The organism is Micromonospora sp. NPDC049230 (assembly GCF_040647875.1).
Classification (GTDB): Bacteria; Actinomycetota; Actinomycetes; order Mycobacteriales; family Micromonosporaceae; genus Micromonospora.
Window position 1 is genome coordinate 1 of record NZ_JBEZCZ010000002.1, and the last position, 23,666, is coordinate 23,666.

The following is a 23,666-nucleotide window of genomic DNA, read 5'->3' on the forward strand; positions in this document are numbered from 1 at the left end:
GGGTTTCTGTTTTTTTTTCTATGGGTGGTGGTGGCCGCCCTCCCCCCCCCCCCCCGGGACGGCCGATGCGGTGCGCACCGCATCGGCCGTCCCGGCCATTTACATCCAGATGCTTCTATGCTTTCATCGGGAAAGCGCTTGCCTTTCTCCTGGTGGGCGCGAGCGCGGGAGCCGCTTTCCTTCACGTACGTGCACTGGCGGGCCCGAGGACCAGAGGTCCCGGCCACCACTCGCCGCCCACGGGCATGGGCGTCGCGACGGTCCGTCCGCCTCATCGAAAGGAAGCAGCATGCACTCAGGACGGCGTCGAATGACGCTGATCGCCACCACCGCCGCAGCCACCGCCAGTCTCGTCACCGCCGGCCTGCTGACCTCCGTGTCCGCGCAGGCGGCCGCCGGTTGTCGGGTCGCCTACTCGGTCGCCAGCCAGTGGCCGGGCGGCTTCACCGGCAACGTCGCTGTCACCAACCTCGGCGACCCGGTCTCCGGCTGGACGCTGCGCTGGTCGTACGGGGCCGGCCAGCAGGTGAGCCAGGCGTGGGGCGCCACCGTCTCGCAGAGCGGGGGCCAGGTCTCCGCCGCCAACGTCGACTACAACGCCAGCCTGGCGACGAACGGCAGCACCTCGTTCGGCTTCAACGCGAGCTGGAACTCCGCCAACCCGGATCCGGCAAGCTTCACCCTGAACGACGTCGCGTGCACCGGCGGCACCGCCACCCCGACCAACCCGGGCACCCCGACCAACCCGGGCACGCCGACGACCCCGCCGATCCCGAGCGATCCGCCGCCCAGCGTCCCGCCACCGTCCGGTCTCGTCGGCTGGGCCACCCAGAACGGCGGCACCACCGGCGGTGGCGGCGCACCGGCCACCACCGTCACCACCGCGTCGGCGCTGACCAGCGCGTTGAACGCGACGGGCGCCGCGGTGATCCGGGTGTCCGGCACGATCTCCTGCTCGGGCATGCTGCGGGTCCGGTCCAACAAGACCATCCTCGGCAACTCCGGCGCGACGATCGCCGGCTGCGGGCTCAACATCAGTGGTGACCGCAACGTGATCATCCGGAACCTGACCTTCCGGGACTGGAACGACGACGCGATAAACGTGCAGGAGTCGGCCACCAACGTCTGGATCGACCACAACACCTTCAGCAACGGCTACGACGGCGCTGTCGACGTCAAGCGCGGGTCGGACTTCGTCACCGTGTCGTGGAACCGGGTCTTCAACCACGACAAGACCATGCTGCTCGGTCACAGCGACGACAACGGCGCGCAGGACACCGGCCACCTACGGGTGAGCTACCACCACAACTGGTTCGACGGCAGCAGGCAGCGCAACCCCCGGGTGCGCTTCGGCAACCCGGTGCACGTGTTCAACAACTACTACCGGGCCAACGGCGGCTACGGCGTGGCCTCCACCGAGAACGCCGGTGTGCTCGTCGAGGGCAACTACTTCGAGAACGTCAAGGACACGTACCACCTCGGCGAGGCCGACTCCGGGCCGGGCCGCCTGGTCGCCCGCAACAACCACTTCGTCAACTCACCCGCCGGCCAGACCGGCGGCAGCGTGGCCAGCATCCCGTACTCGTACCAGCTGGACACCGCCAGCAACGTCAAGTCCATCGTGACGGCGGGCGCCGGCGCCGGCCGGATCACCGTCTGACCGAGGAAGGGCCCCTCGTCGAGGGGCCCTTCCGTGCGGTCAGTGGGTGGCGCAGCCGGCGGTGGGTGCGGGCGCGACCGGCGGTGCGCCGATCGTCGGCAGACCGAGCAACACCCCGGGGGTACGCGGGGAGCGCCCCGCCTCGGCAGCGTCGCCGGCCCGGGTCCGCCGGTGCGCCACCGGTGCCCCGTCGGCGTTGAGGTGGTGCGGCGCGGCGTACGTGATCGCCGTGTGCACGATGTCGCCCGGCCGGATCTGGCCGGCCAGCGACTGCCCGCCGGGGACCTCTGTCGCGAAGTGCACAAGCCGACCGTCGCGGGCCCGACCGGACATCCGACCGGTCCGCTCGTCCTTGCGGCCCTCACCGAGGGCGACAAGCACCTCGACGGTCTCCCCCACCAGGCGCTTGTTCTCCGCCCAGGTGATCTCCTCGACGCAGGCGATCAGCCGCTCGTAGCGCTCCTGCACGACCTGCTTGGGCAACTGGTCGTCCATCGTCGCGGCGGGGGTGCCGGGGCGCTTCGAGTATTGGAAGGTGAAGGCCGAGGAGAACCGGGCCTCGCGGACCACGTCCAACGTGCGTTGGAAGTCGGCCTCGGTCTCGCCGGGGAAACCGACGATGATGTCCGTGGTGATCGCCGCGTCCGGCATCGCCGCACGGACCTTCTCGATGATCCCCAGGTAGCGCTCGGAGCGGTAGGACCGGCGCATCGCCTTCAGCACGTCGTCGGAGCCGGACTGCAACGGCATGTGCAGCGAGTGGCACACGTTCGGCGTCTCGGCCATCGCGGCGATCACGTCGTCGGTGAAGTCCTTCGGGTGCGGACTGGTGAACCGGACCCGCTCCAGGCCGTCGATGTCCCCGCAGGCCCGCAACAGCTTGCCGAAGGCGTACCGGTCGCCGAACTCCACGCCGTAGGAGTTGACATTCTGCCCGAGCAGGGTCACCTCCAGCACGCCCTCGTCGACCAGGGCGCGCACCTCGGAGAGGATGTCGCCGGGGCGGCGGTCCTTCTCCTTGCCGCGCAGCGCCGGCACGATGCAGAACGTGCAGGTGTTGTTGCAGCCCACCGAGATCGACACCCAGCCGGCGTACGTGGACTCGCGGCGGGTGGGCAGCGTGGAGGGGAAGACGTCGAGGGACTCCAGGATCTCCACCTCGGCGGCGGCGTTGTGCCGGGCCCGCTCCAGCAGCACCGGCAGCGCACCGATGTTGTGGGTGCCGAAGACCACGTCCACCCACGGCGCCTTGCGGACGATCTCGCCCCGGTCCTTCTGGGCCAGGCAGCCACCGACAGCGATCTGCATTCCGGGGTGCTTGTCCTTCACCGGACGCAGCCGACCGAGGTTGCCGTAGAGCCGGTTGTCGGCGTTCTCCCGAACGGCGCAGGTGTTGAAGACGACGATGTCCGGGGTGTCGTCGGCCGGCGCCGCGCGTACGTAGCCGGCCTGTTCGAGCAGGCCGGAGATGCGCTCAGAATCGTGGACGTTCATCTGGCAGCCGTACGTCACGACGTTGTAGGTCCTAGCCACCCTCTTGGTGCCCCTTCCCCTCGGGCTACCAGGGTAGCGGCCCGTTTGGCGACCCCCACCCACCGGCATTGACCCGGCGGCCCATGGCGGGCATCCACGGCGGGCAGTACGCTGCACAACAAGAATGTGTTCTGGGCGATTTCGGGGGCTTTGCACTCAGCGCCGACGATGCGCGGCACCGTTCACGGGGGAGCACATGACGACCCGCGGGAGGCCAACCGTGACGCGACAAGATGCGACACAGCGCACCGTCACGACTCCGGACGGGCGGCGTCTCGCGGTGGAGACCTCCGGCGCGCCCGACGGGCCCCCGGTCTTCCTGCTGCACGGCACCCCGGGCAGCCGCAGTGGCCCCCGGCCCCGGGGCATCGTCGTCTACCGCCTCGGCGTGCACCTCGTCTGCTACGACCGGCCCGGCTACGGCGACTCCGACCGGCAGGAGGGCCGGCGGGTGGCCGACGCGGCGGCCGACGTGGCGGCGATCGCCGACGCCCTCGGCATCGAACGATTCGCGGTGGTGGGCCGCTCCGGCGGTGGGCCGCACGCCCTGGCCTGCGCCGCCCTGCTGCCGGACCGGGTCACCCGGGCCGCCGTGCTGGTGGGGCTCGCCCCGGCCGGTGCGCCCGACCTGGACTGGTACGCGGGCATGGCCGCGACGAACGTGACGGACTACGGGCAGGCCGACGAGGACCTGACCGAGCTGACGCTCAACCTGAAGGTCCGTGCCGAGGAGGCTCGACGGGACCCGATGACGTTGCTGGACTTCCTGCGTCCGCAGTTGCCCGACGAGGACATCCGGGTGGTCGACGACGTCGCGATCCGTCGACTGCTCACCGACATGTACGCCGAGGCGCTGCGGCACGGCCCCGAGGGCTGGATCGACGACGTGTTGGCGATCCGACGCGGCTGGGGGTTCGACCTCGCCGGCATCCGCGCGGAGGTCCGGCTGTGGCACGGCGAGCAGGACCGCTTCTCACCGGTGGAGCACTCCCACTGGCTCGCCTCGCGGATCCCGCGCGCCGAGGTTCAGGTGCAGCCCGGCGCCGCGCACTTCGGGGCTGTGGAGATCCTGCCGCAGACCCTGAGCTGGCTGGTCACGCCGGCTCTCGCGACCAGCCCGCAGGTCTGAGCGCCCGGCCCGGCCGGGCCGGCGGGCCGGACACCCCGTCAGATCGTGTGCGGGTCGATCACCCGGACGACGAACCGCCGTTCCCGCAGGGTCTGCACTGTCGGATGCTCCAGGCCGATCACCTCGGCCAGCCGGTCCGCCACCGCGCCGACGTCCTCGGCCGGAGCGCCGTCGCCCGCGCGCCTCGACACCAGGGCTAGGTCACCGAGGCAGCGCAGCGTGTCGGGGTGGTCCGCGCCGATCACCGCGGCCAACCGGGCGGCGGTCTCCCGCAGCCGGTCCCGCGCCGAGTCCAGCTCACCCTCCTCGGCGAGGCACACCGCCTGGTTGACCTCGGCCGCGAGGGTGTGCGGGTGGTCGGGGCCGAGCACCTTGCGCAACTCGCCGACGGCCCGGGCCGCCGACGCGAGGGCGTCCGACCGGCGTCCGAGGGCGCGTTCCGCCGCCGAGATGTTGCTCACCGTCGCCAGGGTGTGCGGGTGCTCCGGACCGAGCCGGAGCTGCTCCTCGTACGCCTGGCGCACCGCGGTCATCTCGGTGAACGCCCGGGCCGCGTCGCCGACGGCCAACAGGTTCGCCGCACGGCTGGACCGGCAGGCCACCGTGTCCGGATTGTCGGGCCCGAAGCGTTCGTCGAGCTCACGGAAGGCCGTCTCGAACATCGGCGCGGCCTCGCTGCCCCGACCGGAGCTGCGCAGCGACACCGCCAGGTTGACCTGGGCGGCGAGACTCTGGCCGTCGTCCGGCCCGAGCACCTCGCAGTACGTCTCGTACACAGTGCGCAGCAGGGTGGCCGAGCGCTCGTACTCGCCGGCCTCCCGCAGGTCGCTGCCCAGCCGGACGGCGGAGACGAGCGTGTAGGGATGGGTGGGGCCGAGCACCAGCCGCCGCCGCTGGTGCACCTCGTCGTCCCACCGCCGGGCCGAGCGGTAGTCGCCGACCAGACGGTACGAGACGGCGAGGTTGTTCGCCGCGCTCAGCGTCCGGGGGTGGTCCTCGCCGAACACCTGGAGCCAGGAGGCGTAGGTGGACCGGTCCCGTTCCAGCGCCTCGGCGTAGCGGCCGAGGGCCCGCAGGTCACCGCCGAGGCTGCCGGCGGTCATCAGACTGTGCGGGTGCAGCGGACCCAGCAGCCGGCGTTGCTCGGCGAGCACCGCCTCGTCCAGGTCCCGGGCCTCGTCGAAGCGGCCCAGGCTGCGCAGGATGTTCGCCCGGTTGAACCGCAGGTGCAGCAGCTGTCGGCCCAGCGCCGACGCCTCGACCTCGTCGTGCGTGTCGCCGAGGCGGGCGCTCCACGTGTCGTCCACCTCCTGGCTGAACACGTCGGCCTGGTCCAGACCGCCGCGCTGCCACAGGTAACGGACCCGGTCGATCAGGAGCTGACACACCGACTCGTCCGGGCAGGTCAGCGCCTCGGAGACCTCCAGATGCGGCCAGAGCATCCGCAGCCGGGCCCAGGTGTTCGGGTCGTCCACGTCGCCGCGTGGCCGGGACGCGGCCAGCACCAGGTGCACCTGGTGCCGGGCGGCGGTGATCTCGTCGTCGGTCATCCGGTCGCGGACCACCGCCTGCAACAACCGGTGCACCTGCACCCGACCGCCCTGCACGTCGAGTTTGAGCAGCGCCAGCCGGTTGATCTGCTGCACCAGGGCGCCACGCACCAGCCGCTCCGACACCGACGGGTCGAACGGCACGAGGGCCGCCGCCATCTCGTCGCTGTAGATGAGTTCGAGGGCGATCTCCGGCGCCAGCACCGAGCAGAGTTGCAACAACCGGTACGCGGCGGGCGCCTGTTCGAGTAGCCGGTTCAGCGACAGGTCCCAGGTGGCCTCCACGGAGAGCGCGCTCGGGCCGTGCCGCTCGATCTGCCGCAGATAGTCGGAGACCGACGTGCCGGTGTCCGCCAACCAGGCACCCGCCGCGGCCACCGCGATCGGCAGGTCACCGAGCGCCTCGGCCACCCGGTCGGCCTCCTCGGCGCTGATCGTGGGCACCCGCTGGGCGAGGTGCGCGACGCTCTCGGTGCGGTTGAAGACGTCCACCTGGATCGGGTTCGCCCGATCACCCCAGGCGCGGTTGCGGGAGGTCAGCAGGACGTGGCCGGGACCCTGCGGCAGGAAGGGCTCGATCTGGTCGAGTTCCTCGGCGTTGTCCAGCACGACGAGCCACCGCTCGTACGGCTCACCACGGCCGAGCACCTGCAACACGGATCGGACCGTGTCGGGCAGGGTGGGCCCGACGAGGATGCCGAGGCGACCGGCGAGGTCGGCGAGGGCGGTGTCGACGAACTGCGGCGGGTCCGCCACGATCCACCAGACCACGTCGTACGCGGCCTTGAACCGGTGCACGTACTCCAACGCCACCTGTGTCTTGCCGACGCCGCCCATGCCCTGTAGGGCAACCGGCAGCACCACCGCACTGCCCCCGCTCTGCAACTGCGCGCGCAGTTGTGCCAGGTCGTCCTCCCGGCCGGTGAACCGGGCGTTGCGGTTGGGGGCGTTGAAGATCAGCGGCTCGGTGCCGGGATAACGGGTCGCCCCGGCGGCCGGACCGTCAGCCGACGACGGCACCGGCCGACCGACCAGCCGCAGCACCCGTTCCACTGCCGTCGCGGCGCTCACGTTGACCAGGTTCGTGGAACTCTGGGCCGGAAACTCGGCAAGCGGACGCAGGTCGGCGACGTACACGGCGAGGGCCGTCGAGCCGGTGCTCGTGTCGCGCTCGGGCAGGCCGCCCGACGGTGTGGCCACGTAGGCCGGTGAGACAACTGTCAGCGTGCGTGGTGCGGGCGTGCCGGCGGACCCGACGGCGGTCGTGGGCTCCACCACCCGCAGCCCGGCCGAACTGAGCACCCGCTCCAGCCACTCGGCCCAGATGGCGTCCTCCGGCGCGCACCGGAGCACGATCTGGTCGTCGATCGCCTCGGTACGCCGACGGAAGCGGGCCTTGCCCCGCTCCCGCACCGACTCGTCCATCACCGGCAGCGCGGTCACCGCCCCGTCGGTGAGGATCCCGGTCAGCGTCTCGAACGCGGCAAGCAGCGACGTCGGCGAGCCGGGCGGGTCGCCGAAGGTCGCCAGTGTCTCCTCGTACGCGTAGAACGGCCGGTACGGGACCTCCACCGCGGCCCAGTAGCGCCGCCGTTCCGCCTCGGTCATGCCCGCCGGCAACCCGGCGAAGCGGCGCATCGCCAGCATGCGACCCGCCTCGGCCCGCTCCTTCTCGGCCTGGTCGACACGCATCGGCACCGGCAGGACCCGGATGTCACGCCGCCGGTACCGGTCCCGCACCGAGTGCGCCACCCGGGCGGCACCGTCGATGCCCTGGTCGCTGAGCGTGAAACAGTCGACGAGGGTGTCCGGCAGGTGCAGGGTGCAGATGTCGGCGACGTCGCTCAACCCCGTCCGGCTGTCGATCAGCGTGAAGTCGTACTGACGCTTCATGTCCGCCCGCAGCGCCTCGAAGAACTGCGCCCCGCCCAGCCGGTTGTAGAAGTTGTCCCAGTCCAGACCGCTCACCGAGACGGCGTAGTCGCTGTTCTGCCGGCCGGCGGAGAGGAAGTCGAGGCCGCCGCCCTCCGGGAAGCTCCACCGCAACGAGAACGCGTGCCGCCCGACCCGGGCGTACTGCTCCATCCAGCGATCCGGTCGGTCGTCGACCCGGGTGGTCTCCCACTCGTAGTCCCGGATCATGTCGATCACGCCGCTGGTGCCCTGGATCGCCTCGGCGTCCAGGAACGGATGGAAGAAGCGGTGCAGACCTGGTGACTCGAGATCCCAGTCGGCGACAAGCACCCGGCGGCCGCTGGCCGCGAGGATCCAGGCGACGTTGGCCAGCGCCATCGTCCGGCCCGTCCCACCCTTGAACGAGTAGAAGGTGACGACCTGGCCTTCGCGATCGTTGTTCATCGGTCTTCTCCGTGGGGACGCGGTGGGGCCGGATCAGCGGGCGGGGACACGGGGTCGGGCGTGCCGGCGGAGCCGGCGGCGGACAGGCCGTCGCGCAGGCTCGGCACCGGTTCCGGTGGTGGTTCGAAGGGGACGACCGGGCCGTACTTGAGGAACTGGCGGCGGGCCTCGGTGACCAACGCCGGCATCAGGTCGACGAACTCCGGCATGCTGCACGCCCGCTTGACCTGGGGCAGGCCGGCGTCGTGCAGCAGGCGCGTCACCTCGGTCGCCCAGCGGGTCGCGTCCTGGCTGTCGTCGTCGTCGGTGACCACCAGCGGCACGACCCACTCCCGCAGGCCGTGCAGCATCCCGGCGAGGATCGCCGACGCGTCGGGCGCCGCCGCGATCCACGGGTCGACGAGCAGCACCGCCGGTCGGTGGTCGAGCAGACCGGCCGCCTGCGTGAAGTCCTCCGTGCGGGCGGACAGCCCGAGGCGCTCGGCGGTGCTGACCGCGTAGTCGGCGGCGGGGAGTTCCTGGCGTCGCCCGTACGGCCGCCAGAGCCGGCCGCTCGCCGCGTAGCCGGCGGGGTCGCGGTCGGCTGGGAGGCGGTCCCGGGTCGGTGCCAGGACGGCGACGACGAAGTCCGGGTCGGACGGCCCCGGGCGGGCGACCTCGTCGAGGCCCGGCGCACGCGACGGGCCCAGCGGTCGCCGCTCGGCGGTGTGCACGATCCGACTGGCCAGGCGGCTCAGCAGCAGCTCGTACTGCGCCCGGTAGGAGGCCAGCATGCAGAAGGCGCGCAGGCCGTCCTCGGCGTACTCCGGGACGTCCCGGCCCAGGTCCAGTGCGCCGTCCAGCTCGGGATGGGCCTCCCACGGGGGAAACGGGATCCACAGCACCGGGCTGAGGTGGCCGGCGGTGAGCCGGGCCGACCCGGCGGCGGCCAGCCGGGCCCGGAAGGACTCCTGCTCGCCCAACGCCCACGGGCGGCTGAAGTAGCCGGGTGAGTAGAGCGGGACGAAGACCTCGGCGTCACCGAGCGCCTCGGCGAGAGCGGCCTTCCAGTCGGCGCCCAACGGGATGTGCTGGTCGAAGAAGCCGATCCGCATCCCGGCCACCGGCCGCGCCTGGCGCCGCACCTCGTCGGCCAGATCGGTGAAGAACTGCCCGACCCACACGTCAGCGTCGGCCCGCGCGCCCGGGGCCGGCGCCGAGTGGGCATAGCTGAGGAAGAAGTACGTCCCCCGTGCCGCCGGTCGGCGGCGGTCCCCCGGGCGGCTCACCCCGGCTCCTCGGCGAACCTGTTGCACAGTTCGTCGGCACTGGCCGGCACCCAGGGCTCCACCAGGTACGAGCGGTGGATCGCCACGATCCGCTGCGCGAGCCGCCAGACCACCGCCCGGTACGCGTTCTCCCACTGCATGGTCAGCAAGCCGTAGACCCCATCCCGCTGGTAGTGCACCGCGATGTCGGGATCCGGCATGGCGGTCGGGGTGAACCGTTGGATGTCGCGCAGCACCCGGGGCAGTGCGGTGCCGTTCGTCGGCGACCAGGTGACCGGCACGATCGCCGTCTCATGGGCCGAGGCGGAGCTGTGCCGCCCGACGATCCGTCGGCGGGAGAACGCGTCCCACTCGCGGCCACACCACTCGCTGCCGAGCAGCGCACTGGACACCAGCGGCACGAAGACCTGGCAGGTGCCGGCGGCCTCGAGAAGCTCCGGGCTCCACCGTTCCCCGCCCGCGATGGAGCTGTCCAAAAACCCGGCGTCCAGCCCGGTCACCGGGCCCACCAGCTCGCTGACATGCACGGACAGGTCCTCGAAGAACCGGGAGACGTACTCGGCGGGCTTGCCGGTGGCCCGGCCCACCGGCGCCCTGGAGTAGCTGACGAAGAAGAGCGGGGCGCGCGTTCTGGAGGGTGCGTCCGCTGTGCTCACCGCTGACCCTCCGCCCTCCCCACGCGGCCGGACCATCAGCGTAGACCCCGCGTCAACGTCGCGCCGCCAGCCTGTTCGCCGCGAACCAGTCGACGGCGAAGTCCACTGTGGCACGTGCCGACAGCAGGCGCGCGTGCGCCCGACCGACCCGCCCCTGCCGCACCAACGCAGTGTCGTCGAGCGCGGCGCCAACCGTGGGAAAGTCGCGGTCGTCCAGGTCGAGAGCGCGGAAGTCGAGGCGGACCCGACGCCCGTCGACAAGCCGGAAGCAGTGGTAGTCGCGCTCGGGCGCCGGCACCGGAAGCCGGTATTCCGCGAGGTGCAGGGCACTGCACGCCTCGTAGCCGAGGCCGAGCAGCAGGATCTGCCCGTCGGCCGCGTAGAGGCCACCGACAGGTGAGCGTTCACCCAGGTGACAGGTGAGGTCGTGGTCGTCGGTGAGCTGCCGGGCACGAGGCCCGAGCGCGGCGAACGACGTCTGCGGATGATCACTGCGGACGGCACCGGGGGCACACCTGACGTACTCGGCGAGCGCACCCATCCGCTGCGACGGGGTGCTGCGGCGGTCCCAACCCGGCAGCGCCGCCTCGTACCGCTCGCGCTGCGCCCGGTCCATCCCGGCGGTGGCCGCCAGGTGGGCCCGGGAGGTCGTGGAGTTGCCGTCGGTGTGGGTGGGCACCAGCAGCGTGCCGGCCGGGCCGAGGACGTCGCGCAGAGCGTTGGCGAGCGTCGCCGGCCCGGCCTCCAACGGACCCACCCGACGCAGGCCGCAGTGCACCACCAGGCACGCCCCCGGGCGGACGCCCAGCGCCCGCAGGTCGGCGGCGAGGCGAGGACGGCCCAGGACGGGCGGATGCCGCTCATCGGGACCCGACACGGGTCTCCTCAAGGGCGTGCCGCAACTGGCCGACGAACCGCTCACCCGCGGCGGTGAGCGACCGACTGGCCAGCAGCGCGTCGACGCCGTCCCGGGTCCAGCTCAGGTAACGGTCGGCGTGCGCCGACGCGTCACCCCCGGTGCTGGCCGCCCGGGACTGCCACACCTGGGTGACCGCCAGGTGGGCGTACACCCCTTGCAGCACGCCCTCGGGCGGCCGTGGGTCGGGACGCCAGGGGACTCTGATCCGGGTGCCCTGGCCGGGTTCGACGAGGTCGTACAGGTCGAGCGCGGCACCGAGTTTCGCGTGCTGCCACTCGTGCACGAGCAGCACCGCCATCGTCTCCGGGTCGGGATGAGGAGTGACCGCGACCGCGCCGAACGCGTGCCGCGCGGTCGCGCTGCGCAGTGGTCGCACCGGGTCGGGTGTCAGCGGCACGACGGCGCGCAGACCGCCGTCGAGCGCCGCCGCGTGCGCCGGCACGTCGCGCTGCACGACCCGCCAGGCCTCGGCCACGGTACGCCCCAACGCCCGCGCGACCGGGTCCGCCAGGCGGGGTGCCACCGGCTGGCCGTAGCAGTCCCGGTAGGGGTCGCCGTCCTCGATCAGCAACCAGCCACCGGGCACCGACACGTCGCGCGTCGGTCGCCAGCCGGCGGACAACTCGACAGGGTCGAGGAGCACCGTCCGCTCGGCGGTCCCGCCGCGGACCCGGAAGCCTCCCCGCAGGACAGTCACCTCGGCGCTCTCCCCCAGGCCGGGCAGCACCAGGCGACCGAGCGTGGGCAACGTGATCGCGTCGGCCCGCACCGGTACGTGCACCGCCGCCGGGACGCCGGCCCGGATCGCCGCCGCGACGGCGAGCGCCGGCAGCGGGTCGACCGCGGGGCGGGCCGACGAGTCGAGGCGGCGCACCAGCCACTGTCGGACGAAGGGGTGCTCCAGGACCGCCCGGACCGCCTCCGGCGCCACCTGGTCGAGATGGACGAGCAGCTCCCAGGCGGCCGGGGAACCGGCCCGGTCCTCACAGGCCACCAGCAACGCCCGGGTGATGGAGAGCTGGGTGGCGGCGAGCAGCGCCAGCGTCGCCGTCGACCCGTGGCCGGTCGCCAGGTCGTCCAGCAGGTCGTCGGCCGGCGCGGCGTCCGGGGGTTGGCGCACCGACCGCGGGTACGCGTCGACGCTGTCGATCAGGCGCAGCAGGTCGGCGCAGTACACCGACGGGTTGTCGAAGCCGGAGCCGGTGCGCCAGCGGTGGGCGTACAACCCGCCGCCACACCTGTCGACAACCGGACAGGCCCGGCAGGTCGCGCAGAGCCCGGCCACGCCCTCCTGTCGGACGGCGACCCCGGGGTGCCGGGCGGCCTCGTCCACCGACTGGCCGAACACGTCGAACCCGGTGCCCGCCGCGCCGTGATAGGCGGTCTTCAACGAGTCGACCTGCTCCCAACTGCCGTCCGCCTCGATCACCAGCACGTCGGCCGGGGCGAGACCGAACGCCTCGGTGCCGCCGCCACCGGGCCGCAACGCCTCGAACAGCCGGATCGACATCGGCCGCCCCTCGTCCACCCACCGCCGGTGCACCCGGCCCAGCCAGTCCGCGTACGGAGTCGGCCCGGGGCCGGGGCGCGGCGGGGGGTTGTCCCAGGTGGCATGCGGCAGCAGCAGGTCCACCCGGGGCGGGCTCTCGGCCAGCAGCGCCTCGTACACCCGGTCGGGGTCGTTGCGGACGTCGACGGTGCAGAGGATGCCGGCGTAGCTGGCGCGGTGCTCCGGCCGCCGGAGCAGGGCCAGCGCCCGCCGGACGTGGTCGTGGCTGCTGCCGCCGTGGGCGAAGACCCGGTGCCGGTCGTTGGCCGCGCGGTCGCCGTCGAACGACACGCCGACCCGCACGTCCTCGTCGACGAGAAGCCGGCACAGCTCGTCGTCGAGCAGCACGCCGTTGGTCTGCATGCGCAGGTCGAGCCGCGTCCACGGCGTGATGGCCGCCCGCAGCTCGGCCAGCACGTCGCGCAGCCCGGCGGCGCCCAGCAGCAGGGGCTCGCCACCGTGCAGCACCACGTGCACGACCGGCAACGCGTGCTCGCGGGCGTGCTCGGCGATGCGTCGCGCGGCGACCCGGACCGTGGCCGTCGCCATCCGCACCGGCCGACCCAACCAGGTCTGGTCGGCGTGCTGGTAGACGTAGCAGTGGTCACAGCTCAGATCGCACCGGCTGTGCACCTTCAGCACGAACTGGCTGATCGGCCGGCACGACCCGCCCGCTGCGGGTGGCCCGCTCCGGCCGGCCATCATCTAGATCGACGAGTTGAAGGCGGCGACGGGCACGCTGCCGGACGGCACGCTCTCGTTCACGACGACGCGCCGACGGACCGCCTCGACCAGATCGGCGTGCTCGGCGGCGATCCGCGCCAGCGGGGTGTGCAGGCTTCGGGTGAGGTTGTCGAGGTCGGGACGGGTGGTGCGGGTGGGGGCATGGTCCACAATGAGTCTCCGAGGGCCCGGGCGCCGGAAGCGCGAGCGGCGATAATTGCGCGAAAGGCTCTGGTCCGTGACCAGGATAGACAAATATCGACCAAGTGTCACCGTCGGTACAGCCACCGGCACCCCGGGTGGTGATCCGGGGCGTCGGCAGAGGAGGAGCCCACATGTGCCGGAGCATCAAGACGTTGCGTGAGCCGTTCACCCCGCAGGTGACCGACGCGGACGTCGAGGCGGCGGCGTTGCAGTACGTCCGGAAGATCTCTGGCTTCCGGACGCCCGCCGCACACAACGCCGCCGCGTTCGACGCCGCGGTGGCCGCCGTGACCGCGGCGACGCGCGAGCTGCTCGACCAACTGGTGGTACGAGGTGCCGGATCGGGCACCACGGACCGGCAGGCCGCCGCCACCGGCTGATCGCGGGCACGGACCGACCGGCCGCCGTCGCGCCCGCGTCAAGGGCTAGCGGGAGCGGACCGACTCGCGGGAGCGGACCGACTCGCGGGAGCCGCTCCCGGCCGGGCCCGCCCCTCGGCGCGTCAGGCCGCGGCGAGCGCCGGGACGACAGTGTCCGGCGCCCAGCGCGACCTGTGGCACTGCGACCAGCCCCGACAGCCGGGGTCACCGAGCGTGCAGAGCCGGTGCCTGCTGAGCACCTCACCGTCGTCGGTGTCCCGCACGTCGAAGTGCACCGGACGGACCGTGCCGTCCGGCGCGACGAGCAGATGCCGTCCCGCGTCGAGGGTGTCGTCACGCAACAGGCAGTTGCGGCCCAACAGTCGAGCGAGCGCGGCGATGCTGGCGTGCTCGGAGAGCCGCTCGGGCACCCCGTAGCAATCCACGACAGTCGCGAACTCGCCCGGCGCCTGCCAGACGTCACACACCACCGCGTACGCCGGCAGCCGGGCCGGGTCGGCCACCGCCAACGGCATCACCACCCGGCCGAGCGCCTCGGCCAGCGCCGGGTAGACCTCCACGGGGCGAGCCCCGTCGATTCTCCAGTTCCACAGCTCGGTCATTCCGCCTCCTCGCTGCGTTCGTCCCACCGGCCTCCGGATCGGGCCTTACACACGATGGTGGGGGGCATTTGACCCCAGCCGGGGGCAAGTTACCGGTCTGTGACCATTCCGGGCAAAATTTCCCTGAGCCGCATTGCTCGGAGTAGCGGGAAGGTGACAGTTTATCGGCTATGGTGCGCCAACCGCACCACCGCCGCCGCGTGTCCGACGAGCGTCCCTCGCGTGTCCGGCGAGCGGTGACCGCCGCCTCTCCGGCGCCCGACCTGGGGAAAGTCAGCGCAGGACGACGAGGTGCTCGCCGCGCGGCAGCAACTCACCAACCACCGGCGCGCCGGGAATCTCACCGGCGACCAGCAGGCCGCCGGAGGTCTGCGCGTCGGCCAGCAACAACCGCTCGTCCTCGCCCACGGCGCCGAAATCCGTCCACGGGGTCACCCACTCCAGGTTGCGCCGGCTGCCGCCGCTGACGTACCCCTCGCGCAGCGCTTCCCGCGCACCGGACAGGTACGGCACGCGGGCCGCGTCGATGGCGACAGTGAGCTGGCTGGCCCGGGCCAGCTTCGACGCGTGCCCGAGCAACCCGAACCCGGTCACGTCGGTGCCACAGCGGATGCCGGCGGCGACCGCCGCACGGGCGGCGTCGGAGTTGAGCGCGCTCATCGAGGCCACCGCCTCCGGAAAACTCTCACCGGTGGTCTTGTGTCGGGTGTTGAGCACACCCACACCGAGCGGCTTCGTCAACGACAACGGCACGCCGGCAACTCCGGCGTCGAGGGTGATCAACTCCTCCGGACGGACCGTGCCGGTGACCGCGAGACCGTACTTCGGGCCGTCGTCGTCGACGCTGTGCCCGCCGGCCAGGTGACAGCCGGCCTCCCGAGCCACGTCCTGACCGCCGCGCAGCACCTCGCCGGCCAACTCCATCGGCAGCACGTCGCGCGGCCAGCAGAGCAGGTTGAGCGCGAGCAGCGGGGTGCCGCCCATCGCGTACACGTCGGAGAGCGCGTTGGCCGCCGCGATCCGACCCCAGTCGTACGCGTCGTCGACCACGGGCGTGAAGAAGTCGGCGGTGCTGACCAGGCCGGTGCGCTGATCCAGGCGTACCACCGCCGCGTCGTCGCCGTGGTCCAACCCGACGAGCAACTCGGCGGTCCCGGTGGCCGGGCCGAGACCGGACACCATGATCTCCAGCTCGCCCGGCGGGATCTTGCAGGCGCAGCCGCCACCGCGGGCGTACGTGGTCAGTCGTACCGGTTCGGTCATGCCCCCATGATCTCGACAGCGGGCCACGATCGCCACCGTCGTGGCTCTCGGGATGAACGGAATCGGACGTCCGACGACGATCGTGACCGGTGTTATCGCTCCGTGACCCGCTGAGTTGCATTCCGCCACATCAGGCCGCCTACAGTGGCCGCACCGGGGGTCAACCGACCCCGATCCGGGAGACGACAGGGGACGGTGGACGACGTGACGACGGGCGAACCGCTCATCGTGCTGGACGCGGTCAACAAGTGGTTCGGGCCGCTGCACGTGCTGGACGACGTCTCACTGTCGGTGGGTCGGGGTGAGGTGGTCGTGGTCATCGGCCCGTCCGGCTCCGGCAAGTCGACGCTGTGCCGCGCCATCAACCGACTGGAGCCGATCAACTCCGGCACCATCACCTTCGACGGCCAGCCGCTGCCGGCCGAGGGCAAGCCCCTCGCCAAGCTGCGCAGCGAGGTGGGAATGGTCTTCCAGTCCTTCAACCTCTTCGCGCACAAGACCATCCTGGAGAACGTCACCCTCGGCCCGATCAAGGTCCGCAAGGAGAAGCCGGCCGCCGCCCGCGAGCGCGGCCTGGCCCTGCTCGACCGGGTCGGCATCGGCAACCAGGCGGACAAGTTCCCCGCCCAGCTCTCCGGCGGGCAGCAGCAGCGCGTGGCGATCGCCCGCGCGCTGGCCATGCAGCCCAAGGCCATGCTCTTCGACGAGCCCACCAGCGCTCTCGACCCGGAGATGGTCGGCGAGGTGCTGGACGTGATGACCTCGCTGGCCCGCGACGGCATGACGATGGTCGTGGTCACCCACGAGATGGGCTTCGCCCGGCACGCGGCCAACCGGGTCATCTTCATGGCCGACGGCAAGCTCGTCGAGGACGCCTCCCCGGCGGAGTTCTTCGAGAACCCGCGCAGCGAGCGGGCCAAGGACTTCCTCTCCAAGATCCTCACGCACTAGGCGTCCGTAGTGGAGCGCGCCGCACCTCGGTGGGCTCCGTCGAAGAAGGAGAAGAGTATGCGTATCAAGCGCATTGCGGCAGTCGCCGCGGTCGCGGCTCTGGCCGTCACCATGACCGCCTGTGGCGGGGACGAAGGCGGCAGCACCGGCAGCTCGGGCGCCAAGGGCATCGTCGGCAAGGCGGAGAAGCAGAAGAAGCTCGTCATCGGCGTCAAGGCCGACCAGCCCGGCCTGGGTCTACAGACCGGCAGCCAGTACGAGGGATTCGACATCGAGATTGGCAAGATCATCGCCAAGGGCCTCGGCGTCGACGCGAACAACATCGAGTGGAAGACGACGGTCTCCAACAACCGGGAGCCCTTCATCCAGCAGGGCACCGTCGACCTGGTGGTGGCCACGTACACCATCAACGACGAGCGCAAGCAGAAGGTCAACTTCGCCGGCCCGTACTTCATCGCCGGCCAGGACCTGCTCGTCAAGGCCGACTCGACGATCACCGGCCCCGAGGGCCTGGAGGGCAAGAAGGTCTGCTCGGCCTCGGGCTCCACGCCCGCCAAGCGGATCCAGTCGGACTACCCGAAGGCCAAGCTCCAGCAGTTCGACGCGTACTCGAAGTGCCTGCCGCTGCTGGAGAAGGGCCAGGTCGACGCCGTCACCACTGATGACATCATCCTCGCCGGTTACGCCGCCCAGTCGCAGTACGCCGGCAAGTTCAAGGTGGTCGGCAAGACCTTCTCCACCGAGCCCTACGGCATCGGCCTGAAGAAGGACGACAAGGACGGCTGCGAGAAGGTCAACGAGATCCTCAAGGCCGCCGCCTCGGACGGCACCTACAAGGCCGCCTGGGACACCAGCCTGGGCAAGAGCGGCAAGGCCGCACCCGAGCTGGACACCACCAAGCTGACCAACTGCGGCAGCGTCTGACCGGTCCCGGGGGCCGACATCCGATCACGGGTGTCGGCCCCCGGCCCGTGACGACGCCGACGACCTGCCCCTGGGAGCCGACGCATGGACGTATTCGCTGATCCGACGAACTTCGACGCCTACCTGTCGGGCTTCGTCTGGATCCTCAAGCTGACCGGCGCGTCGGCGTTGTTCGCGCTGATCCTCGGCCTGGTGCTCGCCGCCATGCGGGTCTCGCCGGTCCCCGTGCTGCGCGGCTTCGGGACGGCCTGGGTCAACATCTTCCGCAACACACCGCTGACCCTGGTGGTCTTCTTCTGCTACTTCGGGCTCTACTCCAGCCTCGGTCTGAGCTTCTCCGACGACCTGGACCTGAACAACTACTGGCTCGGGGTCGTCGGCCTGTCGGTCTACACGGCCTCCTTCGTCTGCGAGGCGCTGCGCTCCGGCGTCAACACGGTGCCCACCGGGCAGGCCGAGGCGGCCCGCGCGATCGGTCTCACCTTCGTGCAGACCCTGCGGATCGTGGTGCTGCCCCAGGCCACGCGCTCCGTGATCGCGCCGCTGGGCAGCATCCTGATCGCGCTCTGCAAGAACGCCACGATCGTCGGCACGATCGGGTTGATGGAGTCCTCAAACGTGATGAAGCAGCTGATCAATGACAACGGCAACGCGGTCATCATCATCTTCCTGGTCTTCGCCGGCACCTTCGCCGCGTTCCTGATCCCCACCGGCTACGCCTTCGGCTGGCTGGCCAACCGACTGGCGGTGAAGCGCTGATGAGCACCGACTCCGTCCTCTACGACCACCCGGGGCCTCGGGCACGCATCCGCAACGCGGCACTGACCGTCGTCTTCGGGGTCGCTCTGGCCGGGCTGCTCTGGTGGGTCTACGCGAAGTTCGACGAGGCGGGCCAGTGGGACGGGCAGCTCTGGAAGCCCTTCACCGAGGCCGCGACGTGGACCCAGTTCATCGGGCCCGGCCTGCTCGCCACGCTCTGGGCGGCCGCTGTCGGCATGGTGCTCTCGTTGGCGTTCGGCATCATCTTCGCCGTCGGCCGGCTCTCCGAGCGTCGTTGGATCAGCATTCCGTCCGGCGCGGTGGTCGAGTTCTTCCGCGCCGTACCACTGCTCCTCATGATCTTCTTCATCTTCTACGGCGTGCCGTTCGTGATCGACGGGCCGGTGACCGCCTTCTGGGCCGTCGTGATCGGGCTGACCCTGTACAACGGCTCGGTCCTCGCGGAGGCGTTCCGGGCCGGGATCCGCTCGCTGCCCGGTGGTCAGTCCGAGGCCGCGTACGCGATCGGCCTGCGCAAGAGCCAGGTCATGCAGTTGATCCTCGTGCCGCAGGCCGCCCGGGCGATGCTGCCGGTCATCGTCAGCCAACTCGTGGTGCTGCTCAAGGACACCGCGCTCGGCTACATCGTCGCCTACCCGGAGCTGCTCCAGCGTGGGGTCAACGACCTCGCCGCGAACAAGGGCAACATCGTCGCCGCGGCGATCGTGGTGGCCGCGATCTACATCGTGATCAACTCGCTGCTCACCGCGCTCGCCAACTGGCTGGACCAGCGCAGCCGTCGGCGCGGCTTCCGCGCCCAGCGACGGACCGCCACCGGCGCCACTCCGGTCGGTGGCCCCGCCGTCAGCGAACCGCAGGGCTGACCGGCGGATTTTCTTGATATCGGGGTGTCCCCTGCTTGGGGACACCCCGATATTGCTGAACTCGTGGTGGGCGGGCCGGTCAGCGGGCGATCTCGGTGACCCGGGATTCGCGGACCACTGTTACCCGGATCTGACCCGGGTAGGTCAGCTCCTCCTCGATCTGCTTGGCCACGTCGCGGGCCAGCACGGCCGCGCCGATGTCGTCCACGTCGTCCGGCTTGACCATCACCCGGATCTCCCGGCCGGCCTGCATCGCGAAGACCTTGTCCACGCCGAGCTTGCCGGCCGCGATCTCCTCGATCCGTTCCAGGCGCTTGACGTACGCCTCCAGGCTCTCCCGACGCGCGCCCGGCCGACCGCCGGAACAGGCGTCGGAAGCCTGGGTGAGCACGGCCTCGATGGTCTGCGGGGGCACCTCGTTGTGGTGCGCCTCGATGGCGTGCACCACGTCCTCGTGCTCGCCGTACTTGCGGGCCAGGTCCGCGCCGATGATGGCGTGGCTGCCCTCCACCTCGTGGGTGAGCGCCTTGCCGATGTCGTGCAGGAACGCCGACCGCTTGATGATCGGCACGTCCAGCCGCAGCTCGGCGGCCATGATGCCGGCGATGTGCGCCGTCTCGACCAGGTGCTTGAGCACGTTCTGCCCGTACGAGGTGCGGTAGCGCAGGCGACCGAGCAGGGCCACCAGCTCCGGGTGGATCTCGGTGATGCCCACCTCGACCAGGGCGTCCTCGGCGGCGCGGAGGCAGAGCTGCTCCACCTCCTGCCGGGCCAGGTCGTAGACCTCCTCGATCCGGTGCGGGTGGATCCGCCCGTCCAGGACCAGCTTCTCCAGTGTCAACCGACCCACCTCCCGGCGGACCGGGTCGAAGCAGGACAGCAACACCGCCTCGGGAGTGTCGTCGATGATCAGGTTGACGCCGGTCACCGACTCGAAGGCGCGGATGTTGCGCCCCTCCCGGCCGATGATCCGCCCCTTCATCTCGTCACCGGGCAGGTGCAGGACGCTGACCACGCTCTCCGCGGTCTGCTCGCTGGCGACCCGCTGGATCGCGTCCACCACGATGTGTCGGGCCCGCTGTTCGGCGGTGTTGCGCGCATCGGACTCGATGTCGCGCACCAGCAGCGCCGCCTCCCGCTTGGCCTGGGTCTCGATCGCCTCGACCAACTCCAGTCGTGCCGCGTCGGCGCTGAGCCCGGCGACCCGCTCCAACTCCCGGCGGCGCAGCTCCTCGGACTCGGCCAGCTCGGCCTCCCGCCGGGCCAAGGCGGACTCCCGCGTCGCGAGGGCCGCACGTGCCTCGGTGAGCTGCCGCTCCCGCTCGGCGAACCGCTCCACCTCCTCGGTGTGCATCCGCTCCCGCTCGTCCATCCGCGCCGCCCGACGCTCCACCTCGGCGGCCTGCTCCCGGGTGGTGGCGGCGAGCACCGCGACCTCCCGCTCACCGCTGCGCCGGGCCGTCGTCCGCAACTGCTCGGCGTCCGCCTCGGCCTGCTTGTGGGCGCGCTCCAGGACGGTGTCCGCCTCGGCGCGGGCGTCGTCGAGCACCCGCCGGGCCTCGGCGCGGGCCGCCTTCGCCTCGGCCTTCGCCGCCGCCGCCTCGGTACGCGCCGCCGCGGCGGCGGACTTCGCCACGTCGATCGTGCTGTTCGCCTCGTCGGCCGCGGTCCGCAGGGCGGCCAGGGACTGCTCCTGCCGGTCCTTCTCGGCGATGAAGGCGGGATCCTCCGGAGCCGGTGCCGCGCCCACCCGGCGCAGCGTCCGGATGCCGACCAGCACGGCTCCGATCACCACCACGGCGAGGACGAGGACGGCCGCGAGGAGCACGACGTCGAAGGCGTTCATGCCGGGACCCCGTCGGGTCTACCGATGAACCTGTGCCGCCGCCCCGCCATGGCCGCCTCCCCTAACGTCGAGACCGCAGCGACCGTGCCGGGGGCACACTCCTGCGGCTGTGGACGCCCGACCGGAGCGGCTGGCCGTAGGTAGCTCTCTCCGCCGGCGGTGCCCGCGGGCAACGTCGGCGACCGGGTGCAGTTGTCGCGGCGTTCCGGACCGGCCTGTCCGGAGTTGCCGCCAAAGGCCGCGGAGTCGGCCAAAGTGATGCTGTCTTGTTACGCGATCTATGTTGTGCGCTTAGCCTGCGATGGTCGGGCAATGTGAGCCTGTATGGCGAGGCTAGGTCGCCGGGGGTGCTCTGGTCAAGGACTCATGATCAAACCCCCCGAACGGAGAGAAGTTGCATCGTCACCCAAAGGTGATGTCGGGTCGGACACGATGGGACAAACGCGGCGAGGCGTCCGGCCCCGATCCGGATGTCGTGCCTGTTCAGCGACGACGGCACCCTCGACAAGCCGCCCGTGTGACACCAACGACCCCGCGCCCGCGCCCCACCCCTCGCCCGTCCCACCCCGACCAAGATCACACCCGTCCCGCCAAGATCGTGCTCGATCCTTGAGCTCAACACCGTCGCGTCAGGGCGACAGCCGCCGAGTCACCCCGGGACAGGAAGTGCCCGACCGGGGAGCGGGTGGGCCCGGCCTGGCGATCATGGAGTTGTGGTGCCGACTTTGGGGGTTTTACGGGTGTTTTGTTACCCACCACAACTCCATGATCGGCGAGGCAGTGCTGGTTGACGCACAGCCGTTCCACCTAACGCAACGGCGTTGACATCCTGGATCGAGCACGATCTCGGCGGGCGGCCCAGCAGACGTCGTCCGCCGAGCACGACGCAGTACGCCCAGCACGACGCCGCCGCTCAGCACGACGCCGCCGCTCAGCACGACGCAGCCGCTCAGCACGACGCGGACAGCCAGCACGACACCGCCCACCCAGCATGACGCCGGCAGCCAGCACGACGCAGGGTGCCCAGCACAGCCCGCCCAGCACAGCCCGCCCAGCGCCGTGCGCTCAGTGGGCGCCGGCCGCCAACGCGGCGGTGACCAGTGCGGCATTGTGCGGCGCCGGTGTGCCGTCGGGCAGCAGGAGCGTGTCCTCCAGGCCGATCCGGGTGTGCAGACCGCGGCTGACCGCGTCGGCGAGCACCGCCCAGGTGGCCGGCCCTTCGGCGTGCAGGAGCACCGGTGGGATCCGCCGCGCCGGCAGGGCGGCGAGGATCCGCGCCGCGTCGGCCAACGCGACAGGCACCTCCTCGGCCATGCACTCGACGAGGATCCGCCCGACCGGCACCCGCCACCTCCGGTACGCCTCGACGGCGTCGAGCGTCCAGAGCCCCGCCTCGACGAGCACACCCCGCTCGTGCAGGGCTGCGGCCACGGCCTCGGCACCGGCCTCGTGCGCGTTGACCGAGGCGAAGTCGGGCAGCACCGACCAGGCCCGGACGGCGGCCACCCGGCCGGCCGGATCCGGCGCGATCCAGGCGCCGGTGCTCACCCCCACCGGCAGCCCCGGCCGGGCGGCCCGGATCGCGGTGAGCGCGTCGGCGATCACCTCTGGGCGCAGCGACTCGACACCCGACGCATCACGCGGATGGACGTGCACGGCCGCGACGCCCAGCGCCGCGCAACGGGCCGCGTCGGCGGCCAACTCCGCGGGCGTGACCGGCACCGCCGGGTGGTCGTCACGGCCGCGCACACCGTTCAGACACGCCTTCAGCATCGGAGCACCCCACCCCACCCAGCGCGAGTCTCAGTCGATCGGACGGTTGTCGCGATCCAACTCGCCCTCGGCGTCGGCGAGCGCGTCGGCGTCGATCTGCTCGGCGAACTCGGCCGCCTCGGCGCTCTGCGCGGCCAGCGCGTCCTTCACCGCCCGGATCGCCACGCCGGGCGGGTAGCCCTTGCGGGCCAGCATGCCCACCAGCCGACGGAAGACCGCGTCCGGCTCACCCCGGGCGGTGCGCAGCTTGCGCTCCACCAGGGTGCGGGCGGTGTCGGCCTCGGTCTCCTCGTCCAGTTCGCCGAGCGCCTCGGTGGCCACCTCGCCGTCCACACCCTTGCGGCGTAGCTCGTTGGCGAGCGCCCGGCGGGCCAACCCACGCCCGGAGTGCCGGCTGGACACCCAGGCGCGGGCGAACGCGGCATCGTCGATGATGCCGACCTCGTCGTACCTGTCGAGCACCTCGGCCGAGACTTCCTCGGAGATGCCTCGTTTGGCCAGCGCACCGGCCAGCTCGGCCCGGGTGCGGGGCCGGACCGCGAGCTGCCGCAGGCAGATCTCGCGGGCCACCTCCGACTCGTCACGAGGGGGAGACTCGACCGCGTCGGTCTCCGCGGAGCGCCCACGGCGACCTTGGCGGGGGCGGGGTGGATCAGGGGCGTCGCCCGTACGAGGTGGACTGGCATCCCAGCCCCGCCCCGTACGGGCACGTCGTCCTGCCATGGGTCAGCGACC

20 protein-coding genes are annotated in these 23,666 nt (G+C 71.6%); 8 read left to right on the top strand and 12 right to left on the bottom strand.

The features are described from left to right. Positions 1 to 310: 310 nt before the first annotated feature. On the top strand, positions 311 to 1,660 hold the full coding sequence (locus AB0A95_RS01725) for a cellulose binding domain-containing protein (protein WP_357553672.1): 1,350 nt from the start codon (positions 311 to 313) through the stop codon (positions 1,658 to 1,660). 39 nt (positions 1,661 to 1,699) lie between these two features. On the opposite strand, the gene miaB is transcribed toward AB0A95_RS01725, so the two are convergent. Beyond that, entirely contained in the window at positions 1,700 to 3,193 is a 1,494-nt protein-coding gene (miaB, locus tag AB0A95_RS01730; RefSeq protein WP_357553673.1) for a tRNA (N6-isopentenyl adenosine(37)-C2)-methylthiotransferase MiaB, read from the bottom strand. A gap of 220 nt (positions 3,194 to 3,413) precedes the next feature. Between miaB and AB0A95_RS01735 the strand changes: the two genes are divergently transcribed. Further along, entirely contained in the window at positions 3,414 to 4,322 is a 909-nt protein-coding gene (locus tag AB0A95_RS01735) for an alpha/beta hydrolase (RefSeq protein ID WP_357553674.1), read from the top strand. Positions 4,323 to 4,360: 38 nt separating this feature from the next. On the opposite strand, the gene fxsT is transcribed toward AB0A95_RS01735, so the two are convergent. The 6 genes from fxsT to AB0A95_RS01765 all read right to left on the bottom strand — a co-directional run bounded on the left by fxsT (position 4,361) and on the right by AB0A95_RS01765 (position 13,516). Next, on the bottom strand, positions 4,361 to 8,230 hold the full coding sequence (fxsT, locus tag AB0A95_RS01740; RefSeq protein WP_357553675.1) for an FxSxx-COOH system tetratricopeptide repeat protein: 3,870 nt from the start codon (positions 8,228 to 8,230) through the stop codon (positions 4,361 to 4,363). Further along, complete coding sequence (locus AB0A95_RS01745) at positions 8,227 to 9,498, bottom strand: TIR-like protein FxsC (protein WP_357553676.1); 1,272 nt, start codon at positions 9,496 to 9,498, stop codon at positions 8,227 to 8,229. The genes fxsT and AB0A95_RS01745 overlap by 4 nt, the downstream gene beginning before the upstream one ends. After that, positions 9,495 to 10,154: a TIR-like protein FxsC gene (locus AB0A95_RS01750; RefSeq protein WP_357553677.1), complete on the bottom strand. Its 660-nt coding sequence runs from the start codon at positions 10,152 to 10,154 to the stop codon at positions 9,495 to 9,497. The genes AB0A95_RS01745 and AB0A95_RS01750 overlap by 4 nt, the downstream gene beginning before the upstream one ends. A gap of 52 nt (positions 10,155 to 10,206) precedes the next feature. Beyond that, positions 10,207 to 11,031, bottom strand: a complete 825-nt coding sequence (locus AB0A95_RS01755; protein WP_357553678.1) for an AAC(3) family N-acetyltransferase — start codon at positions 11,029 to 11,031, stop codon at positions 10,207 to 10,209. Continuing rightward, complete coding sequence (locus tag AB0A95_RS01760; RefSeq protein WP_357553679.1) at positions 11,015 to 13,264, bottom strand: FxsB family cyclophane-forming radical SAM/SPASM peptide maturase; 2,250 nt, start codon at positions 13,262 to 13,264, stop codon at positions 11,015 to 11,017. The genes AB0A95_RS01755 and AB0A95_RS01760 overlap by 17 nt, the downstream gene beginning before the upstream one ends. 63 nt (positions 13,265 to 13,327) lie before the next feature. After that, a complete protein-coding gene (locus tag AB0A95_RS01765; RefSeq protein WP_357553680.1) occupies positions 13,328 to 13,516 on the bottom strand; it encodes a hypothetical protein in 189 nt (62 codons plus the stop codon). 164 nt (positions 13,517 to 13,680) lie between these two features. On the opposite strand from AB0A95_RS01765, the gene AB0A95_RS01770 reads away from it, so the two are divergent. After that, positions 13,681 to 13,929, top strand: a complete 249-nt coding sequence (locus AB0A95_RS01770; RefSeq protein WP_357553681.1) for a DUF2277 family protein — start codon at positions 13,681 to 13,683, stop codon at positions 13,927 to 13,929. A 122-nt stretch (positions 13,930 to 14,051) separates the two neighbouring features. Here the strand turns inward: AB0A95_RS01770 and AB0A95_RS01775 are convergent, their stop codons facing one another. Together AB0A95_RS01775 and selD are read right to left on the bottom strand one after the other, a co-directional pair. After that, the gene (locus AB0A95_RS01775; RefSeq protein WP_357553682.1) at positions 14,052 to 14,531 is read right to left on the bottom strand and encodes a hypothetical protein; all 480 of its coding nucleotides are present in this window, start codon (positions 14,529 to 14,531) and stop codon (positions 14,052 to 14,054) included. A 273-nt stretch (positions 14,532 to 14,804) separates the two neighbouring features. Further along, positions 14,805 to 15,794 (bottom strand): selenide, water dikinase SelD, encoded by a 990-nt coding sequence (gene selD, locus AB0A95_RS01780; protein WP_357553683.1) that lies wholly within the window; start codon positions 15,792 to 15,794, stop codon positions 14,805 to 14,807. 195 nt (positions 15,795 to 15,989) lie between these two features. Between selD and AB0A95_RS01785 the strand changes: the two genes are divergently transcribed. The 4 genes from AB0A95_RS01785 to AB0A95_RS01800 all read left to right on the top strand — a co-directional run bounded on the left by AB0A95_RS01785 (position 15,990) and on the right by AB0A95_RS01800 (position 19,312). Continuing rightward, the gene (locus tag AB0A95_RS01785) at positions 15,990 to 16,745 is read left to right on the top strand and encodes an amino acid ABC transporter ATP-binding protein (RefSeq protein ID WP_357526236.1); all 756 of its coding nucleotides are present in this window, start codon (positions 15,990 to 15,992) and stop codon (positions 16,743 to 16,745) included. Positions 16,746 to 16,802: 57 nt separating this feature from the next. Next, positions 16,803 to 17,669 (top strand): glutamate ABC transporter substrate-binding protein, encoded by an 867-nt coding sequence (locus AB0A95_RS01790; RefSeq protein WP_357553684.1) that lies wholly within the window; start codon positions 16,803 to 16,805, stop codon positions 17,667 to 17,669. Positions 17,670 to 17,753: 84 nt separating this feature from the next. Further along, positions 17,754 to 18,428: an amino acid ABC transporter permease gene (locus AB0A95_RS01795; protein WP_357553685.1), complete on the top strand. Its 675-nt coding sequence runs from the start codon at positions 17,754 to 17,756 to the stop codon at positions 18,426 to 18,428. Then, a complete protein-coding gene (locus AB0A95_RS01800) occupies positions 18,428 to 19,312 on the top strand; it encodes an amino acid ABC transporter permease (protein WP_357553686.1) in 885 nt (294 codons plus the stop codon). Before AB0A95_RS01795 ends, AB0A95_RS01800 begins: the two co-directional genes overlap by 1 nt. A gap of 79 nt (positions 19,313 to 19,391) precedes the next feature. Here AB0A95_RS01800 and rny read toward each other — a convergent pair whose 3' ends face one another. After that, a complete protein-coding gene (gene rny, locus AB0A95_RS01805; protein WP_357553687.1) occupies positions 19,392 to 21,158 on the bottom strand; it encodes a ribonuclease Y in 1,767 nt (588 codons plus the stop codon). 821 nt (positions 21,159 to 21,979) lie between these two features. On the opposite strand from rny, the gene AB0A95_RS01810 reads away from it, so the two are divergent. Beyond that, positions 21,980 to 22,153 (top strand): hypothetical protein, encoded by a 174-nt coding sequence (locus AB0A95_RS01810; RefSeq protein WP_357553688.1) that lies wholly within the window; start codon positions 21,980 to 21,982, stop codon positions 22,151 to 22,153. 70 nt (positions 22,154 to 22,223) lie between these two features. Here the strand turns inward: AB0A95_RS01810 and AB0A95_RS01815 are convergent, their stop codons facing one another. Both AB0A95_RS01815 and AB0A95_RS01820 read right to left on the bottom strand, forming a co-directional pair. Continuing rightward, entirely contained in the window at positions 22,224 to 22,931 is a 708-nt protein-coding gene (locus AB0A95_RS01815; protein WP_357553689.1) for a 3-keto-5-aminohexanoate cleavage protein, read from the bottom strand. A gap of 30 nt (positions 22,932 to 22,961) precedes the next feature. Continuing rightward, complete coding sequence (locus tag AB0A95_RS01820; RefSeq protein ID WP_357553690.1) at positions 22,962 to 23,654, bottom strand: regulatory protein RecX; 693 nt, start codon at positions 23,652 to 23,654, stop codon at positions 22,962 to 22,964. Between the last annotated feature and the right edge of the window lie 12 nt (positions 23,655 to 23,666).

Excerpts from the sequence above, each read along its gene's own strand:
- rny (WP_357553687.1), bottom strand. The coding sequence starts at position 21,158 with ATGAACGCCTTCGACGTCGTGCTCCTCGCGGCCGTCCTCGTCCTCGCC.
- AB0A95_RS01790 (WP_357553684.1), top strand. The coding sequence starts at position 16,803 with ATGCGTATCAAGCGCATTGCGGCAGTCGCCGCGGTCGCGGCTCTGGCC.
- fxsT (WP_357553675.1), bottom strand. The coding sequence starts at position 8,230 with ATGAACAACGATCGCGAAGGCCAGGTCGTCACCTTCTACTCGTTCAAG.
- AB0A95_RS01820 (WP_357553690.1), bottom strand. The coding sequence starts at position 23,654 with ATGGCAGGACGACGTGCCCGTACGGGGCGGGGCTGGGATGCCAGTCCA.
- AB0A95_RS01815 (WP_357553689.1), bottom strand. The coding sequence starts at position 22,931 with ATGCTGAAGGCGTGTCTGAACGGTGTGCGCGGCCGTGACGACCACCCG.
- selD (WP_357553683.1), bottom strand. The coding sequence starts at position 15,794 with ATGACCGAACCGGTACGACTGACCACGTACGCCCGCGGTGGCGGCTGC.
- AB0A95_RS01795 (WP_357553685.1), top strand. The coding sequence starts at position 17,754 with ATGGACGTATTCGCTGATCCGACGAACTTCGACGCCTACCTGTCGGGC.
- AB0A95_RS01800 (WP_357553686.1), top strand. The coding sequence starts at position 18,428 with ATGAGCACCGACTCCGTCCTCTACGACCACCCGGGGCCTCGGGCACGC.
- AB0A95_RS01725 (WP_357553672.1), top strand. The coding sequence starts at position 311 with ATGACGCTGATCGCCACCACCGCCGCAGCCACCGCCAGTCTCGTCACC.
- AB0A95_RS01770 (WP_357553681.1), top strand. The coding sequence starts at position 13,681 with ATGTGCCGGAGCATCAAGACGTTGCGTGAGCCGTTCACCCCGCAGGTG.
- AB0A95_RS01775 (WP_357553682.1), bottom strand. The coding sequence starts at position 14,531 with ATGACCGAGCTGTGGAACTGGAGAATCGACGGGGCTCGCCCCGTGGAG.